Consider the following 18,378-nt stretch of genomic DNA (forward strand, 5'->3'; position numbering starts at 1 on the left):
GCTACAGGAATAGCCTGAGCTGATGGCATTGCTTGAGCTACAGGAATAGCCTGAGCTGCAGGCATTGCCTGAGCTAAAGGGATTGCTTGAGCTGCTGGCATGGTCATAGATTCTGGAGCGATTTGAGACTCAGTTTGAGCCATAAAAGGCTGCTGCATCTGCATCTCAAGTGCGCTATCAGGCTGATTATGAGCTAAAAACTGCTGCTGCACCTGATGAAGCTGAGCATTTAAATGCTCATATGCTGCAAGATCATCAATAGCGTTGTCATTACGAGCAGTTGACGGCATGCAGACGTCTTCATTTACGTTGCTGCTATCAAGAGCCTGCTTCATAAAGCTATAAGGATTGTACTGATCTGCACCTACAGTGTTGTTATTTACAACATTAGACTGTGCTGAAGATTGATTTGGCACATGACCTAACAGATCATTGTGCACTGATCGATCTTGATAGTCATTACCCTCAATAGTGGTGCTCTGGAGAAGATCTTGGCTACGTGAATTATCTGCATCTAAGTAAGCTGGATCCACATCAGATACATATTCTGATGGAGGTACATCACCAAACTCTTCAGCATTAAAATCACTATCCTCATATGCCTCTAAGCACTCCACATCCATTTGTCGATAGCTGTACTCATGGGCATGGCCACTAAAGACATCTTCGTCAGTGACCTCAGGATCAAGGCACTCATCAAACTCATGACGGCGATCTTCAAAGATCGGATCAATGCCATCATCAAAGTACTCAGAGTAGAGATCACGATCATTCATGACATCGCTAAAGAGGCCTGATGGAGGATCCATATATGGCACACCAATATCAGAATGATTTACATCCATCGCTGCATGCTTAAGACCTTCTGCAAACTCGCTAGCTGTAGCATCGTTTGCTACTGCAGCTACAGGCATAGTGCCTGAATCAAGAAGGGTTTGTTGCATTACACGAGAAGAATCCACATGTGGGTTAGTGAAACCTTCAGCTTGTGGGATGTGATTTTGACTCTGTGGGATTACGTTATTTACGCAATCTTGCTTTGTATCTTCAGCAAATGAGATCTCTTGCTCGTTACCATGGAACAGATCATGGTCTGCATTAGTTACGTTCTGCTGACTTTCATGCACACGAGGAGCTTGAGGAGCTAATGAAAGATCTTCATCGTGATCGTTAGAGCGAGTTTGAGCGCAGGCATTCATGAAAGATGAATCCTGTACATACTCTTCAACTTTACGATCGCTGCTTACGGAGCTTTCCTGAAGGGCAGCGTCGAGGACTTCTTTAGGTACACCAAGCTTACGAACGTTTGCAAAAGGTTGCACCGATCCGCCGACAGCTAATTCTCTAGCTCCGGTTGAGAGGGTATTAGTAGATGAGGTTGAATTAGTCAGAATGCACTTAGTCTTTGCGTATAAAGGCGCACCAAACGCCTCGCAAAGAGGTACGTTCACACTGACGGTATTCAAGAAAGTGCGATCAAGCAGCAACTGAGACTCATAAAGATGACTCAGTTCTTTAGCAGAAACGATCTCGCATGAAAAGCCAAGATCATCCTGCTGCAGCATATGTCTTACTTCGCAAAAACAACGAGTTGCGTAAGGAGCGAATGCATTGTAGATGTATTCGCTTGAACAAATAAAGCGCACCTTATCTAACTGCTTATCAAGGATGAAACCAACCTCGTAGAAAAACAGTTTGATAACGCGTGCTTCCAACATCTCGTCAGTCGCAGCTGCGACACGTAAGACTGCCTGACGCCATAATTGCCAGGAATCCATGACGGTCCTTACCAACCTTTCAGACGGGCATCACCCCCGCCACCTACTTCAAAAGATAGCCAGTCTATATAGGGAAGGTTGGCTGCCTTTTGAAGTAGAAGCGTGAACTCGGGTCTCTTTACCGCGTGCATAAAAGGTCTAAAAGCAGACAGTAGCTTTTAACCTGTCTGTGGTTTAACCATTAAACATCATCAACACAACAGCTCCTCCTGTATGCCTGCCTCTAAAAAGGCGTGAATACAGCAGTCACTGCTATTGGGTCTTTATACAGCACGATGTTTAAACATCTAAAGGACTCTTAAGTATGATCGCGGTTTAAAAGCGACACCGTTATTGCCAGAGTTTTACCAAGAGGTTTCCCTGGTTCATACACGACATAAGATCACTATTAGATGAGTTGAAAGAACATATGAAAGTACAGTTCCCTGCTGCTTTATCACATGTAACTCTCGATCGTACCGAATGATGTTTGACAAAAATCGGAAGCTGCTGCTATCTACTGGGGATTGATGTGATCAGATCCATAAAGCTGTGCAAGCTTATAGGACTGATTGGCGTACTAGTCGTAATCGACTGAACATTAGTACTAAGAACACCAATACAGTAGTGCATGCGTGGTCAAAAACTCCATCTCTCCAGTTTGCGATCGCTGCTTCGCCACGATCACTTACTGACGACACTTATGCTCCTTTTTTAAAACTAAAGGGCGTACAAGCCCGCCCCTGCATGGTTAGCGGGTAAGCGGACAATTATCTGAGCATAATGAAGTCGGCGCTTTCATCACCTTAATAGCTATTTAGCTACAGGAACCCACTAGGCCCTTGAGCAACGAAAGGAGAAGGAGCTGAATTAAAAAGCTGAGACTGATCTCATGATCTCAATAAAAGATCATACGCAAAAATCGCGTATCTAAAGATCAAAAGTTGAACACCTTTTGATCTCTTTCAAACCAAGAAATCAAGATCTTAAAAGAGCAGTCTTGTTACTGATCACCGCATGATCTTAAACAGTATTACAGAACGCTTGCCAGGGTATGAGCAATACCGTTTTTATGCGGTTTTCAGCGCATCCGTTTAGGATGACTGAGTAGTGGCTTATTGTACCATATTACCAAGGTGTTTTGAGATCATTTTGGCGATCGTGATTGTCTTAAAAACCTACTAAGATCTTGATCTTACGATCCTGATCCAAGATCATCACGATAGACAAGCGGATCATAAACATCCACTGCAAGATTAAAATTTTTCTAAAAAAATTAGCTGACATTCATGGCGATTTGTGCTCAAGAATCATGATCTTAAGATCTTACATTTTACAACCAAGATCACCCAAAAGATCACTGATCTTATGAAGCACTAGCACAGATGCTTTTAGCATATTTAAGCCTTGCAGCAACACTTGGCAACATCAACAATTATACGCCACGAAAGTTAAGTAATCTTACCTTACGATTCAAAAACTCACTTAAAATTGCTCTTAGACCAAAGATCGCAAAATAGTCCTATTCAGATCATAAGATCGTACGATGTTTAGACCGCAAATTTGCACAATCGTGCAAATCTTTCATTGCCATGCAAGATCTTGCGATCGCCATCATTTTGAGTCCTAGATCTTAACCTCAAAATGATCTGTCATCACTCTTATGAGATCTCAATAACGCCGCACCTTCCCATACCCACCCAATATTCTTATAGCTGATCGCGCATTTTAGATAAAAGCAAGATCTCAGACTGCCATGATCCTACATCCCACCAGTGATCTTAGTGTGGGGCTCATTAAATGCCTTGAAGATTCAACTTAGCTAAACCATCAAGATTACATGCAGTTTAAAGATCAAAGATCAAAACTTAGCCTATGGAGTGAAGATCATCTTGCAGCAAAAGTTAGTAGAACTTTACGCTCAAAAACCGTAAAGCAAAAAGGGCCTATTTATCGGATTTTAAGATCTTATCTCCCAACCTACAAAAAACAGACAATCCACACAAACACGATATTTATCACATTTAATCGTGATCTTAGATAAGCTCTGTATGGCGCATACTTCATATAATTAGTGCGTAAAAACTCAAAGTATGCGCCAAAACGCATCTCGTTTATCTAAACTAAATCAGCACTAACTTGTTGTATTAAGAGATCTTCACGTGCAGCTTTTCCCTCACAGCAATCCACCGATCTTATGATCTTAAGTCTGATCCTTTTGTACGACCTATCATATGTTCTCGATGAGATCACTCACCTCGATCTCATTGGTCACTCAACTTAAAGATCAGCCACCAGCATCGATAAGATCTTGCACTTAATAGTAGTACCAAGATCTTCTTTCTTATTGCTGCCACATCCTAAGCTTTCAATCATGTCGATAGCTTACAAGAACCAACAAGAGATCTTAAGCTGCATACTGCAGGCATCTAAACAAAACATTCCCCACAACCAAGCATTGCAATAGTAGTACACATCTATAATCCCACAAGCACATCTAAAAAATGCAAAATTTGCATAGGACTTACTTTGCTTGTGGGAAACTCCCACAGAGTCGGATACATCTATAGTAGTGAAGTTCTACTCAAGATCTTCTGCAGCTCTCCTGCAGATCTACTTTTGTCTCGATCCAATTACCCACTGCTTAGATAGATATAAATGTTCTAGGCATAACCAACTTAATCACAAAGGATTGTTTCTTTACCCTACATATATATGTAGAGGCAGCGATCTTACGATCACGATCTTTTGTATATAGCGAGACCGTAAGATCTTATATTGAGTAGCTACTAACTATTTTGTGTTTAGAGGATCATAATTAGCCACGATCTTGAGCTGCATGATCAACACTGACGATCGTGAATAAGATCTTAAGTATTGATCTTGCTAAGGGAGAGTTCTGTTTTAATCGATGATCATCTGCCATGACCACAGCTAATGTGGATAGGTTGATCTTTTTTAGCTCTACATGGGCATTAGCTAATCTACTTAACTAGGGCAGGTTAGAAAGTTTAAATGTCTTAGATTTAAGACTTTTTTATATGATGAAAGCTGACTTATGCAGCGCTTTAGGGCATCTGTCTAATGAAGAGGTCATTAGAGCAATGATGAAGGCTTTGTCAGTAGCGATCTATAAGGCGATCTTGTTTTGATGAGGGTGCTCATGAAAAAACTTGCTTTATAGGTAAAAATAGCGCTTAAAGACCTTGATTTAATATAGCTATAGACTGTAGAATACGCATTTCAGTATGCCCACCTAACGCATCTGGCCTTGTGCTGCGGCTCTTTAGCTGCAACAGCCTGGCTGTTAGTTTGGTCTGTGCTACAGATTTTACTCAATGATCAGCATGAGTGCTTTGGCGCTTATCGCTGATATTGACGTGTCAGGAACATAGAGCTTCACTACTGAGGGTTACTCTAGTGGAGGTTGTGACATTCATAAGCCTAGCTTAAATGAGTGCATCACCTGACAGCGTTGTCAGCCGAATACTGTTGAAGTATCCGGTGCCGGATAGTGACTGAGTTTTGATGCCCAGATGAGGACGTCGATACCGTACAAATCCGGGATTGAAACTTATGAAATGGCATAGCCGCTGAGGCAAATGCCAACCCTTTGGAGAATTTTTTAAATGAAGCGTACTTTCCAGCCTAACGTTTTAAAGCGTAAGCGTACCCACGGTTTCCGCAAGCGTATGCGCACTGCTGACGGTCGCCAGGTTTTATCCCGCCGTCGTGCAAAGGGCCGTAAGCGTTTATGCGTTTAATTCCTTAAATGCCTAATAGTGCCTTTCCTCGTGAGGCAAGATTACTTGCTTCCGAGGATTATGACCGGGTATTTAAAAAGCCCGTGCGCGTCAGCGCTCAAGGAATACTAATTCTTGCTTGCAAGAATGACCAAGACTGCGCAAGGCTCGGGCTAGTTGTTCCTAAGAAGATTCTAAAACGTGCAGTATGGCGTAATTGCGTCAAGCGTCTTGTTAGAGAGTCTTTTAGAAACACACGCGAATCCCTTCCTAATATAGATCTGGTTTTCTTAGCCAGACCTGGTATAGGCGATATCAGTAATCGCGATATTAGTTCAACTTTAGATGGCTTATGGGTTCAAATCTCTCGCCGGTTGGGCAAACAGCGATCTTAATGATTCGTACCTACCAAAGGCTCCTAAGTCCTGTATTGGGCCAACACTGCAGGTTCTATCCTAGCTGTTCTCAGTACACCCTAGAAGCTATTAAAGAGTGGGGACTCGGTAAGGGCATGTGGCTCGGCACAAAACGTATTTGCCGTTGCCACCCCCTTAATGAAGGTGGTATCGACCCAGTACCGCGCAATCCTCTCTCTAATCAGCATCTCTCAGGTTATGACGAACCTGACGACACTAATGCATCTTCCCCTACCTCTCTTTTAGATGAAAATAGCATCGACGCTACAACTGTATCTGTAGCAAACGACTCAACTTCATCACAGCCAAACTCTACTGCCTCATCTAGAGACCAAAGAGTCAACAAGACCACTAGAGCAATTAACAGTTAATAGCTCTAATGATAAATACGATAGATAGTTCCTCTTTAATTAAAGGCAAGTTTGTCTGCCAATAAAAGCACATCTTTAACCTTTCAAAGGCGTCTGATACCTCTTTTGTAAGCCAAAGTGATGAGGTTACTTCTACGCAAATGTTCTTTGTATTTGCTTTAAAGCAATCACTATGTAATGCACCGCAGCTCCATATGACTATGTGATTTTTCAGCTTCTATTTTGGTTTTTATGGGCTTTATTGAGTGTGAATAACGAATCATGGCAATAATACAGGGCAAGTTGTGATCACTCTCTAGAAAAGGAATCGCAATTTAACCGCATCGGACAGCCTAATTAGGCTATAATATTGCACTTTGGTAAAGTTCTAGATCTTCTGTCTTACGACATGAAGTTAAGACATATGGATGGGGTATACAGGCATTTTGCCAAGTAACTCTGCCGTAATCCTGATCATCCTGCTTACAGGTATTAACAATCAGGCTGCAGAACTTTTAATTAGGCGTAATGGCAGTGCCTGTACTTGATACATGCGGTGTTTAACGCATTTTATGCGTCAATGACGTGTTTTTAAGCTAAAAACGGTTTCTTGAGATGGAACAACAGAGAAACATACTTTTCATTCTGTTCTTAAGTTTGACCCTGTTTATCTACTGGGCTTACGAGAGAGATAAGATTACTATGGAGCAGCAAGCTCAGCTGCACGCTGAGCGCTTAGAGCAGATGGCTGCTGCTGAGAGTTCTCAAAGCTCCACAGGCAAACTCATTAAGATCACCTCAGACACTCTCGAGCTGTCTATTTCATCCATTGGCGGTGATGTTGTTGACGCTAAGCTCTTAAAGGTCAAGCAGGAACAGGGTAAGGATGATCCTTTCCACCTCTTAATGATTGAGCCACTGTTCACCTACCAGTCACAGTCTGGTTTAATCGGTGCTAACGGCCCTGACTCTAAGGCTCGTCCTACCTACACCTTTAACAATGACAATGTTGTTATGCAAGAAGGTGAAGATAGCGTCAGTGCAGTCTTAAAGTTCACTCAAAACGGTGTTGATTACACAAAGACCTACACTTTAAAGCGTGGCTCTTATGTTGTAGACGTTAAGTACGACGTAGTAAACAACTCCGGTAAGAACGTATCCATGGCTTTCTACGGTCAGTTAAAGCAGACTGTGGATGCAACCATGCAGTCCAACTCAGGTCTGTTCATGGTAGCAGGTGCCTACCGTGGTACCGCTTACTCCTCTGACGAAACCCGTTATGAGAAGCACACCTTAGAAGACTTAGCAGATCTTTCAAAAGAGCGTACTCCACTTAACGTTAAGACCAGCGCAGGCTGGGTTGCTATGATTCAGCACTACTTCGTATCTGCTTGGATCGGTGACACCACTGAAGGCGTTAAGAATGTAATCTTCTCTAATGCAAGCAAGGACGGTTCTGAGGCTATTATCGGTATCCGCTCTGAGGCAACTACCATCGCTCCTTCACAGAGCCATGAGTTTAAGTCCTCCATGTGGATTGGCCCTAAGAGCCAGGATGAAATGGAAAAGGTTGCACCTAACCTTGATCTCACCGTAGACTACGGCTGGCTGTGGTTCATTTCCATCCCATTATTCAAGATCCTTGAGTTCATCCATGGTTTCATTGGTAACTGGGGCTTTGCCATCATCGTTCTGACCTTAATCGTCCGTGGTGCTTTATTCCCACTGACCAAGGCTCAGTACACCTCCATGGCTAAGATGCGTCTGTTAGCTCCTAAGATGCAGGAGCTGCGTGATCGTTATGGCGATGACCGTCAGAAGTTAGGTCAGGAGACTATGCGTCTTTATAAGACTGAGAAAGTAAACCCACTTGGTGGTTGCTTCCCATTACTTATTCAGATGCCAATCTTCATTGCTCTGTACTGGACCTTAATGGAGTCCACCGAGCTGCGTCATGCTCCATTCATGTTATGGATTACTGACTTATCTGTACACGATCCGTACTTTGTAACCCCAATCCTGTATGGTATCTCCATGTACTTTATCCAGAAGATGTCTCCAACTCCTGTAACAGATCCAATTCAGCGTAAAGTATTCATGGCTATGCCATTCATCTTTACCTTTATGTTCTGTACCTTCCCAGCTGGTCTGACCATCTACTGGTTAATCTCTAACCTGTTCACTATCTTCCAGCAGGTTATCATTTACCGCTCACTTGAAAAGCGCGGCTTACACGTTAAGAACCAGTAAGCTAAACAGCTCTTTAGAGCTTGTGCTTTGAGCTAAAAGCCCCGCCATCTCAACGTCATACTAAGTGACAATGGATGCGGGGCTTTTTCATTACTCGGCCTATTAAATACGTTTGCCCCTCAAAGACTAATGCTAAGGCAGGTGCATGGTAGGCAAACTAAGTTAGGTCACTAAGCTACTTAAAATTCTTTGTTTTCAGGGTGCAAAAGATCTGTTTTTGATGAAGCAGACATTTGCTATTTTACGCGCAAGTGCTGATGTAATCAGGCTTTGCAAACTAAGATCCCCACAAGACGCGAATTTAAACAATACAAGCATATAATTGTTCTAACTTAATAGTCAGGAACTTCATTTATATGATCGACTTTACCGATTCTATTGCGGCTATAGCCACCGCTCCAGGTCGCGGTGGCATTGCCATCATACGTATATCAGGCCCTGATGCTCTAAGCGTAGCAAAGAGCCTTATTACTAAGCGCAGCACTAACAATGATGCTAAGGACGAGCAAAAGAGCGCTCTATCAGAGGGGCAAAGCAGCTCTGCTGATCTAAAGCCTCGTTATGCCTACTTTAAAAAGTTCTACGATGGCGATGAGGTAGTCGATGAGGGCGTGCTCTTATATTTCAAAGCCCCATATTCATACACTGGTGAGGATGTAATCGAGCTGCAAGGCCATGGCGGTAATGTGGTACCGCAACGCCTCTTAAGCACAGTCCTTAAACATAAGAATGTGCGCCAGGCTGAGCCTGGTGAGTTCACTCGTCGTGCCTTCTTAAACGGTCGTATGGATCTTACTGCTGCAGAGGCTGTCGAAGACTTGATCTCTGCTGGATCTGAGAGTGCAGCTAAGGCTGCTATGGCATCTTTAAATGGATCCTTTGCTGAGCGCTTAAACTCACTTACTGAGCGCCTTACTACCTTGCGTGTGCGTATTGAGGCTTGCCTTGATTTCCCTGAGGAGCACGAGGACTTCTTTGACTCAGGCCGTGCTGCTAGTGAGATTGATGATCTGATTAAGGATGCTCAAGAAGCACGCACCATCGCCAATCAGGGCCTTAAGCTCAATGAGGGTGCGCGTATTGTGCTCGCAGGTAGACCAAATGCTGGCAAAAGCTCTTTATTAAATGCTTTGGCAGGCGCAGAAAGAGCCATCGTCACCAACATTCCAGGCACTACTCGCGACGTGCTTACTGTGAATATTGAAATCGGCGGCATCCCTGTAACCATTACAGATACGGCTGGTATTCGTGATGAGCCATCCGATGAGATCGAGGCTATTGGTATTCGCCGCGCTTTAGATGAGTTAAAGCAAGCTGATCTTATCTTACTGATGGTTGATAGCTCTAAAGAGGCATCTGATGCTGTCGACACTTTAAACCACATCAATACGATGTTTGATAATCCACAAAACATCTTAGTGGTTAAGTCCAAACAAGATCTCGAGCCTAATGCTCAAACAGCAGCATTGCTCTCTAGCGCTCCTTTAAATCAATATCCTCAGGTGCCTACATCCACCAAACAAGAAGGTGGTTTAGATGAGCTACGCAATAAACTCAATGAGATCTTAGGCATCATCCCAAGTGAAGGTGTGTTCTCTGCAAGACGTAGACATTTAGGTGAACTTGAGGAGACTTACGAGGCCATTTTAAGAGCACGTGAGCTAATTGATTTTGGTGATCTGGTATTAACAGCACGTGAGCTAACCATTGCCCAAAACCACTTAGGCACCATTACTGGCAAGATCACCTCTGATGATCTCCTGGGCAAAATTTTCTCTACTTTCTGTATTGGTAAGTAAGAGCTAAAGATAACGATCCTGACTTAAACTAGCGCTAGCTTAAATCTTAAATGTGGTTTGGCTAGCGTAGTTTTATCGACGATTTACGCTACCTAGGATCAAGATGCTTTAGGTAGACAGTTTCACAATGACACTGATAAGTTAAGTGTTACTTATCATGCACTCTCAACCTACATCACATACTTATTATTATGCATATCATTTATGTACAATCACACATAACTGTCACTTAGATTAGACAAAATCTACGGCATAATAGCTAAGAGCCTTGATGATGTCTTGGCATCAAAGATATTAAGATAAATAGAATATAAAAATTTCAATCATAGGTTAACGATAATGTTTACACCCGAAAAATATCTAGGCAAAACTATAATTGGTGTTCTCGACTATAACCGTGCAGATATGGTGAACCAAGATGAGAACACACTATGTTATATATATCCACGATATGTAGTTAACGGCAATAAATATGAAGCTATCAATGACTGGGATGAATTTCCGCCTCAAGGACGTTTAGATGTACGTTTAGCTGGTGATGCAAAAGCACAGTCATTTTGTAAAGAATATGGAGCAGTCGTTAGCTTTAGACTAAATTCACAAATAGACGCTCAAACTATTAATCAAAGCCATATTCGCGTACGTTTCAATAGACAGTTAGGTAGAGACAAGTCAGAAGTCTGGATTGAACCAATCGATAGCAAAGCTTTCTATCAGATCATTGAAACTGCACAACGTCTTAAGAGCATTCTTGAAACTAGAACTATTGAGCCCGAGTTCTACATTAATAACTGCTATACCAACCATATTCTGCTGCATTGCGAAGGCAAGTTCTATGGCCCATTTGGCTTTGATAAGACCGATAACGGCATCAAGCTTGTTGGCCTAGAGCGTTATGACTATATGATTGGCGCATATAGCCCACAAGATTTATTAGACTCCATTCTTGATGTAAGTGATCACTCCTGGAATCACAATCGTCTGCTGTGCAATTTAGTACCAGTGCAAAAGACATCGGTAAGAACATGTACAACTACCTATGACATGATCGATCACCGTCTCTTGCTTAACACTTTCTTAGATCATGCTAAGCAGCGTTTTAACTACTCTCGCGAAGAAGCTCGCAATATTAAGGATTATTGTAACAATGCACTCAATGTATTAGATTCAATGACCATTAGCGAGGAGCGCAAACAAAAACTGCGTGAGTTGCTTCCTGAGATCTTCAGCTTTAGCGATCTTACTGATGAGCTGATGCGTTTTACTGTAAGTAACAACGAATTAAGACAGCAGCTTATTCAATGCATTCAAGAAGATAAGAATGGCATCTTAGAAAGCAAAACTTCTAAGAATGCACTCAATGATGTAATGCAAAACATCTCACGTTCTGAGTCTTCTATTGATAGCACTGAGATTGAAGGCAGTGAGACTAATCAGGCCTTTGCAACTGCAGTAAAGGACTTAAAAGCTAAGTTACAAAAAGCAGAAGAAGAAAGCTCTAAGCTTAAGTCAGAAAACGAGGCACTTAACCGCCAGGTCGATGATCTCAAGTCCAAGACCAACTCACTGACCCGTCGTCTTGAAAGTGTTGATGATCTCAAGGTCATGCAAGCTCGCTATGACAAGCTCTCTGAGGCGATTAGCAATGGTGAGAAGACTCTTGATGCAATGCGCAAGGAGATCGAAACCAAGAACAACATGAAAGAAGAGCTCGACAAGGGCTGCGATAGCGTCTTACAACGCCTGCAAAGCAACATTGCTAAGTTCAAAGACACTGCTGACTTTGCTGTTAAGTTCATTGAGGCTGGTATCTTTGCACCTCCGATGCAGCAACATGTCTATACCTCTTCTAAAAATAGTGTAGAGCAAGTTTCTGACATTCAAGAAACTCAGATTAATACCTTTAATCCTGCCGTACTGATGAACGATGATGACTTTAAAAAGCCAGAAGATATCATCAGCATGGTCAGCACCTACATTAATGACTATGGCAAGCGCGACATTCGCGATAACGATATAGCCAACTACCTTATCTGTATTACTCAAGGCTTTATCACTACTTTTGCAGGTGAGCCTGGTACAGGTAAGACTTCGCTGTGTAATCTGTTAAGCCGCGCCTTAGGTCTATCTCGTGAGGACACTAACAATCGCTTTACTGAGGTTTCAGTAGAGCGTGGTTGGACTTCTCTTCGCGATTTAATTGGTTACTACAATCCATTATCTCGCAAGATGGAAAAGAGTAATGCTGCTGTTTACAACGCATTTGCTACCTTAGATGCTGAAGCCCGTAACAGCGTCTTTGATCCAAAAGTTGGAAAGAGCAAAATTGCTCCATACATCATTCTGCTTGATGAGGCTAACTTAAGCCCAATTGAGCACTATTGGTCTGCATTCTTTAGAAACTGCGATTTCAACTCTATCTCTAAGCGCAGCATCAGCCTTGGTGGCAACAACGATATGATGCTCCCAGAACAACTGCGTTTCTTAGCTACTGTCAACTTTGACCACACTACTGAAGAGCTCTCTGCTCGCTTCTTAGATCGTAGCTGGGTAATTACCTTAGAGCCTGCAGATATTGAAGAAGAATCTAATGACATGTTCAGCCGCGCCTTTAGTGACTCTGATAGCGAGGCTCGTCCGGTAGTGCCATTTAGCGCTTTAACTCGTATCTTTAATCCACAAGAGGATGACACTTTAGACGACATGCTCGTTAGCAAGTGGAAGACTATTCAAAAGATCTTTGCTAGTGAAAGATGCTCACTGCCTATTAGCCCACGTAACATTAAGATGGTTAACAGCTACTGCTTGGCCGCCTCTCGTTGCATGAAGTGCAATACACCAGGCACCATGTTTGCGCCGCTTGACTACGCTGTAGCTCAGAAGATCTTACCTACCATTAATGGTACTGGTGAGCGTTATGCCTACTTAGTGAAGGAGCTGCTTGCAGAGTGTGCTGATCAGTCCATGCCTATTTGTGCAAAGCACTTAGAACGTATTGAGCGTAATGGTAGTGCTGATCTTGGCTTCTATCAGTTCTTCTCTCGCTAAAGGCAGGATTGCAAAGAGCGCTTAAGAGCGATTAAAGCCTCTAAGCGTAACTTAGTCACAAAAACTACTGTTTTAAGCTAGCAGCTAAGCTTCATGCTAGCTTTTAACAAGGCATAATCCTTAGTATGGTGCTTAATCATATGCCCTCTTAAAACAGTAGTGGCTAAGTGTTTTCTTTATCTCATTACGGGCTTTCACTATGGCAGCTGTATCGGTCATTCTTAGCGATAATCGCAATCGCGACGCACAAGAGGTGGAGTTAGATCTATCGCTGCAATCGATACCTTATAGCGATATCAACCTTAACCGTTGTCATAAGGTCTATGAAAACGGTCACTACTCTTTTGCTATACATTTAAACTTAAAGGCTTTACAAGAGCAGTTAAACAGCATCAATCCTCTTTCTTTTCAGCAAACTAAAACAAGTGAAGACAGATGGAATGATGATTTAGACATCACGGACAATCTAGAGCAACCTAAAGAGAGCAATTTATATTCTCCTATTGCTAATAGTGCCTATGATAATGGTGCCCTTGAGCAAAATGGCTTTACTAACTATGAGATCGCCGCTACTGCGCGTCGTGAGCTAGATGCATTTGATGGACAAGATCTTGATCAAAGCTCTATGGATATCTTTGCTAGCGGTATAGATAATGCCCCTTTATCGCTAACTAATGCTGATGGCTCTTTTAAACGCGTCACTGGCATCTATCTATATATCAATGAAGAGCAAAAGGGTTACTTTAACTATTACCACTCTGAGGGGGATTACAATCAGCTCGTTGGTAATGCAGTTTTAATCGAACAGAACTCTACTAGCACTTATCAGCCTTTCTTACTGCACTATGATGCGACTAAGCTGCAGATTGAAATCGTGCTTGATGATGGGCAGCGCATCTATATGCACTCGAATTACTTCTTGTGCACCTGCTCATCTGAAAACAATCGCAACATCAGTCGTATTCTTGAGGAGCTTTCAGCATTAAATGACTCTCAGATCTTAGATCTGATGTTCATGCAAAACATTTATGAAGAAAGCTTTGAGCAATCATCAGATAGTTTACTTACAGAGCATCGCTCCTATAAGTCTTTAGTCTCATACATTGAGCTCATTGAACATATCATTGAGTGCTATCAAAAGCAGCACAGTATCTTCATGAACTCAGCAAAGCATGTGCTAGTCAAAGGATATGAGCTACAAAACTTTGAAAGCGTACGTTCTATCACCCACAAGAATTATCAGTGGCTGATGCATCACCCTGAGGTACTAGCTAAGATCGACAATGCTCCTTATGGCATTGATATCAATGGCCAAAAGTACTTGCCATCACGCATGCAAGGAGAGGTCACTAAAAAGAACTACGATACTCCTGAAAATCGTGCGGTAATTGGATTTATCCGCACAGTCATGAGTAGTGCTGACAAAGTATTAAGCCAGTATTGCAGTATCTTAGATGAGCAACAGCATTTTGTAGGAAATGTGCCAGAGAATGCCGAAGAGAGTAGCCAAGCTCCGATCATGGCACTGAAGGGCATTCAGATTCGTATTTTCCGTAAGCACATTGATACCCTCAGAAGCTTGATTGCGAGCCTCAATCGTATCTACCTAAGCTACGCTAAGATCTTCGGTATTCGTGATGCTGTACTACAAAAACGCTCACTCAAATCCAAGGTTTTCCGCGAGATTAAACCTTATGCTGCAGTGCTTAGCTGTATTCGCACTTACCTGTTCTATGGTGAGTTTAACGCTAGCAAAGACTTCTTACTCTTCAAGGTAAACCGCCTCGATAAGCTTTTTGAGTACTACTGTCTGTATCGCATCATTAGCATGCTGTTACAAAATGGATTTGTAGCATCTAGCGATCGTATCCCGATTAATTTTAAATACCGCAAAACTGCAAAATCCATCAGTAGTGATGATCAGGTGGCCAACACTTACTACTTTGAGCGTGGTAAACAACGTATAACGTTGTACTATCAACCGATCATTTCAAGTAATAGATTTGAAAATGGTATTCGCGCTTTTAGAACCACTCTTTCAAGTAGCAACCGTCTTAGCCAATACTCTTTCTTTACTCCTGACTTTATCTTGAAAGTAAGCTCAGGGGATAACAAGCTTTGGGATGATGATTACATCATTTTCGACTCTAAGTTCTCTGATGCTAACAATGTTAAGCGTCACTATATTGAGGATCTTAAGAACAAATACGCAGATGAAGTTGCGATTGCTGTACTTAAAAAGCGCAACGATATCGATACTAGCGTAATGGAAAATCCGCTCTATAGAGTGCCAGAGGAGCTTAGCGACGAGAATAAAGATCGTCAGTTAAGCAATGCAGCAGCTGCTTTAAACGAGGTATCTACAGTTACTGATCTTAAGCCTAATACCATCGGCACTGTACGCACTAGCAAGACTGATGAGCTTAATGAACTCGTGCAGAAGTTTGAGTTAGTTAAGGTTAAGGCTCCTTGTATGGTGTTTGCACTGCAGGGCCGTTTGTTTGATGAGTCGCAAGCCACCATGAGCAAGGAGGAGATATTGCAAAATCCTGCCTTAGCCATGGCAAGCCAAGCTCAAGATCCAAGTTTGGATGCATATAAAGCTGAGCCAACCAATAGGAGTCATGTAACTCTATTCCATACCTCACCTTTAGCAAGGATCTTCCGTCCAGTTACGACACTTGGTATGGTCGAGATCAGTACGCGAGTCGATAGCATGCCAGAGCTGTGGAAGAATATCGAACACGTACTCCCATACTTAAAACAAGCCTAACTACCTCACCACAGGCCGTTTCATACGGCCTGTATCACCACGCTAAAGAACATCACACGTCCTACCAATGCCAAATTTATTCGGCTTGAGAGCTATATCCGCAACCAGTCTAACGTTGCAGCTAAGAAAGCCGATGCTCGTAGCCGTATTCGCGATGCTAACATTGCTAAAGAGTCTGCAAACCTTTCCCAGCAGTACATCATTAACAGGCCGCTGCCTCTATGCCAATGCAGGCTAACACCCGTCCTCAGCTTTGCTTAAGCTTACTTTGTGAATTAGCTTCATAAGCTAAATGATTAAGTAGCGTTGTATAGACTACTTGCGTTAACTAAATCCCTAGTGCAAGATGATTGTTCTAGGGATTTTATTAATAACCAGGTATAGGATTTCGTTATGAGTTCAGGACGTGTATTAGCCTTCGACTTTGGTTTAAACCATATCGGTGTAGCGGTAGGTACAGAGTCTTTAGGTTCAGCACAAGCGCTTACAGCTATCAAAGCCCAAAACGGAATACCTAACGAGCAACAACTAGAGACAGTGTTTAAAGAATGGCAGCCAGACTACATTGTTGTGGGTATGCCGCTTAACATGGATGGATCAAACGAAGTCATGACCAATCGCGCCAAGAAATTTGGTCATCGTCTTATGACTCGTTACAAACTACGTGTCTACTTTAAGGATGAACGTCTATCCTCAGTTGAGGCTAAAGATGAGATCTTTAACTACCATGGTGGTTACCGCTCTTTAGTTAAGAACAAAGGTAAGATCGATGCTACAGCAGCTAAGATCATCCTAGAGTCATTCTTTGAATCTGGGGGTAGTGCAGCTGGCTTTGACTTTTCTGATCCTGTAGGCAAGAAGCAATAGAGCATGATCTGTCTTAGCCAATAGATAGTACACTAACCTATCCCCACTCACGAGGCCTTAACTCTTACCTTTTAGGCCTCTTTAACAGCACACTTTTGCATTGTTATAAGCCTCTCCTTACTCACTCCCCACAAACAATCAATTGACCCATACACGCTTCATATAGAGCACACTTTAGTTAGATAACTAAAGATACCTTGGCGCTACACAAAAGCTCTCTATGCACGTCCTAGAGTCCTCTAAGCGCTATACGAACATGTACACAATCAAACCTCTGGTGCGGGCGCTGTTACAAATACCATTTACACGCCAGTGCTATTGGGAGCTTATAGTCGCATAAACCTGATATATATCGACATCCCACAAGTTTCCCACAAGCTACATAGATCTTATGCAAAATTTGCAATAAAACCTTTATAAATCCGATATGTATCAATATCCCACAGATATGCATAGCGTTATATTGGGCCTTAAGCACTGTCTTTACTGTTCAGGTTCTATTAAGAGCATGACTAGGCGCTTAAGCAAGTGCCTCATGCTGTACGCCAAAGGCATGTATATATAACCCTACACACCAACTACCTCCTACCGCCATATATAGCGCCTGGTAGTACCACCTTATGCGCTGATATCCCTAATCGCACAGCATGCCATATAGCCTCGTTCTAGGTGTTATTGCTATATCAAACATCCATAAAGATCCATCACATAGAGCTGGCTATACATCTATCTAGCATAGACACCGAACTTAACATTTCATGACGAATATATCTTGTGCCTAATTTTTATAAATTTGAGGCACTTTATAAATAGGAACTTATGCACAAATATTTAATATAGTGTACTTTTAGCAACATGTAATTACACATTAATTACAACACTTTAGAAAAATTAAAAATCACACAAAATGCAGGCAAAACAGCGTAAAACATATAGATTTGCAAGCAATATCTAACTAAAACCTAGTAAATATTGCTCAAATACCCTCAACAACACATCCCAAGTGGTTATAGTTTTGACGATAGTGTGAATTAAAGAATATTCATGCAGATTTCGTTATTTTTGATAGATTTTCTAACCAATATTGCCAAAATCTCTCGATATTTTTATTAAAAGCCATCATTACAGACATTTACACAAACTATTACTTTTAAGCTCAAGTTATCTTACTTATAGAAGTCAATATAGTGTATATGTACTACATAAATCCAAAATATAAGGCACATTGGCATTAGTGCTATATCGCCTAAAACATCATTGATACTATTGGCTAATGATTCGTCAAATAAGAATGGAATTTTTAAGCTGCACTAAAACAGCTCGCCAAGCCTAGAGCGGTATGGAGATGGATGGATGGATGGATGGATGGATGGAT

Annotated in this window: 9 protein-coding genes; 8 read left to right on the plus strand and 1 reads right to left on the minus strand. The window is 42.1% G+C overall.

Annotation, left to right across the window (positions count from 1 at the left end; translation table 11 throughout):
• A partial coding sequence (locus H524_RS15355) for a hypothetical protein (RefSeq protein ID WP_044121996.1) occupies nucleotides 1-1,778 on the minus strand: 1,778 nt, incomplete at its 3' end.
• 3,608 nt (nucleotides 1,779-5,386) lie between these two features.
• Here H524_RS15355 and rpmH point away from each other — a divergent pair.
• The 8 genes from rpmH (at nucleotide 5,387) to ruvX (ending at nucleotide 17,003) form a co-directional block, all read left to right on the plus strand.
• Nucleotides 5,387-5,521 carry a 50S ribosomal protein L34 gene (gene rpmH, locus H524_RS0109965; RefSeq protein WP_027940112.1) on the plus strand — a complete coding sequence of 45 codons (135 nt, stop codon included), beginning with the start codon at nucleotides 5,387-5,389 and terminating at the stop codon, nucleotides 5,519-5,521.
• A gap of 8 nt (nucleotides 5,522-5,529) precedes the next feature.
• The gene (gene rnpA / locus H524_RS0109970) at nucleotides 5,530-5,895 is read left to right on the plus strand and encodes a ribonuclease P protein component (RefSeq protein WP_027940113.1); all 366 of its coding nucleotides are present in this window, start codon (nucleotides 5,530-5,532) and stop codon (nucleotides 5,893-5,895) included.
• Entirely contained in the window at nucleotides 5,853-6,287 is a 435-nt protein-coding gene (gene yidD, locus H524_RS18000; protein WP_084281754.1) for a membrane protein insertion efficiency factor YidD, read from the plus strand. The genes rnpA and yidD overlap by 43 nt, the downstream gene beginning before the upstream one ends.
• A gap of 594 nt (nucleotides 6,288-6,881) precedes the next feature.
• The gene (yidC, locus tag H524_RS0109980; RefSeq protein WP_027940114.1) at nucleotides 6,882-8,516 is read left to right on the plus strand and encodes a membrane protein insertase YidC; all 1,635 of its coding nucleotides are present in this window, start codon (nucleotides 6,882-6,884) and stop codon (nucleotides 8,514-8,516) included.
• 356 nt (nucleotides 8,517-8,872) lie between these two features.
• Nucleotides 8,873-10,315: a tRNA uridine-5-carboxymethylaminomethyl(34) synthesis GTPase MnmE gene (gene mnmE, locus H524_RS0109985; protein WP_027940115.1), complete on the plus strand. Its 1,443-nt coding sequence runs from the start codon at nucleotides 8,873-8,875 to the stop codon at nucleotides 10,313-10,315.
• 339 nt (nucleotides 10,316-10,654) lie between these two features.
• Nucleotides 10,655-13,363, plus strand: coding sequence for a DUF8727 domain-containing protein (locus tag H524_RS0109990; protein WP_027940116.1), 2,709 nt, complete (start codon nucleotides 10,655-10,657; stop codon nucleotides 13,361-13,363).
• A 199-nt stretch (nucleotides 13,364-13,562) separates the two neighbouring features.
• Nucleotides 13,563-16,136 carry a DUF2357 domain-containing protein gene (locus tag H524_RS0109995; protein ID WP_027940117.1) on the plus strand — a complete coding sequence of 858 codons (2,574 nt, stop codon included), beginning with the start codon at nucleotides 13,563-13,565 and terminating at the stop codon, nucleotides 16,134-16,136.
• A 393-nt stretch (nucleotides 16,137-16,529) separates the two neighbouring features.
• Entirely contained in the window at nucleotides 16,530-17,003 is a 474-nt protein-coding gene (gene ruvX / locus H524_RS15365) for a Holliday junction resolvase RuvX (protein WP_044121998.1), read from the plus strand.
• The last annotated feature ends 1,375 nt before the right edge of the window (nucleotides 17,004-18,378 follow it).

The organism is Anaerobiospirillum succiniciproducens DSM 6400 (assembly GCF_000482845.1).
GTDB classification, from domain to species: domain Bacteria; phylum Pseudomonadota; class Gammaproteobacteria; order Enterobacterales; family Succinivibrionaceae; genus Anaerobiospirillum; species Anaerobiospirillum succiniciproducens.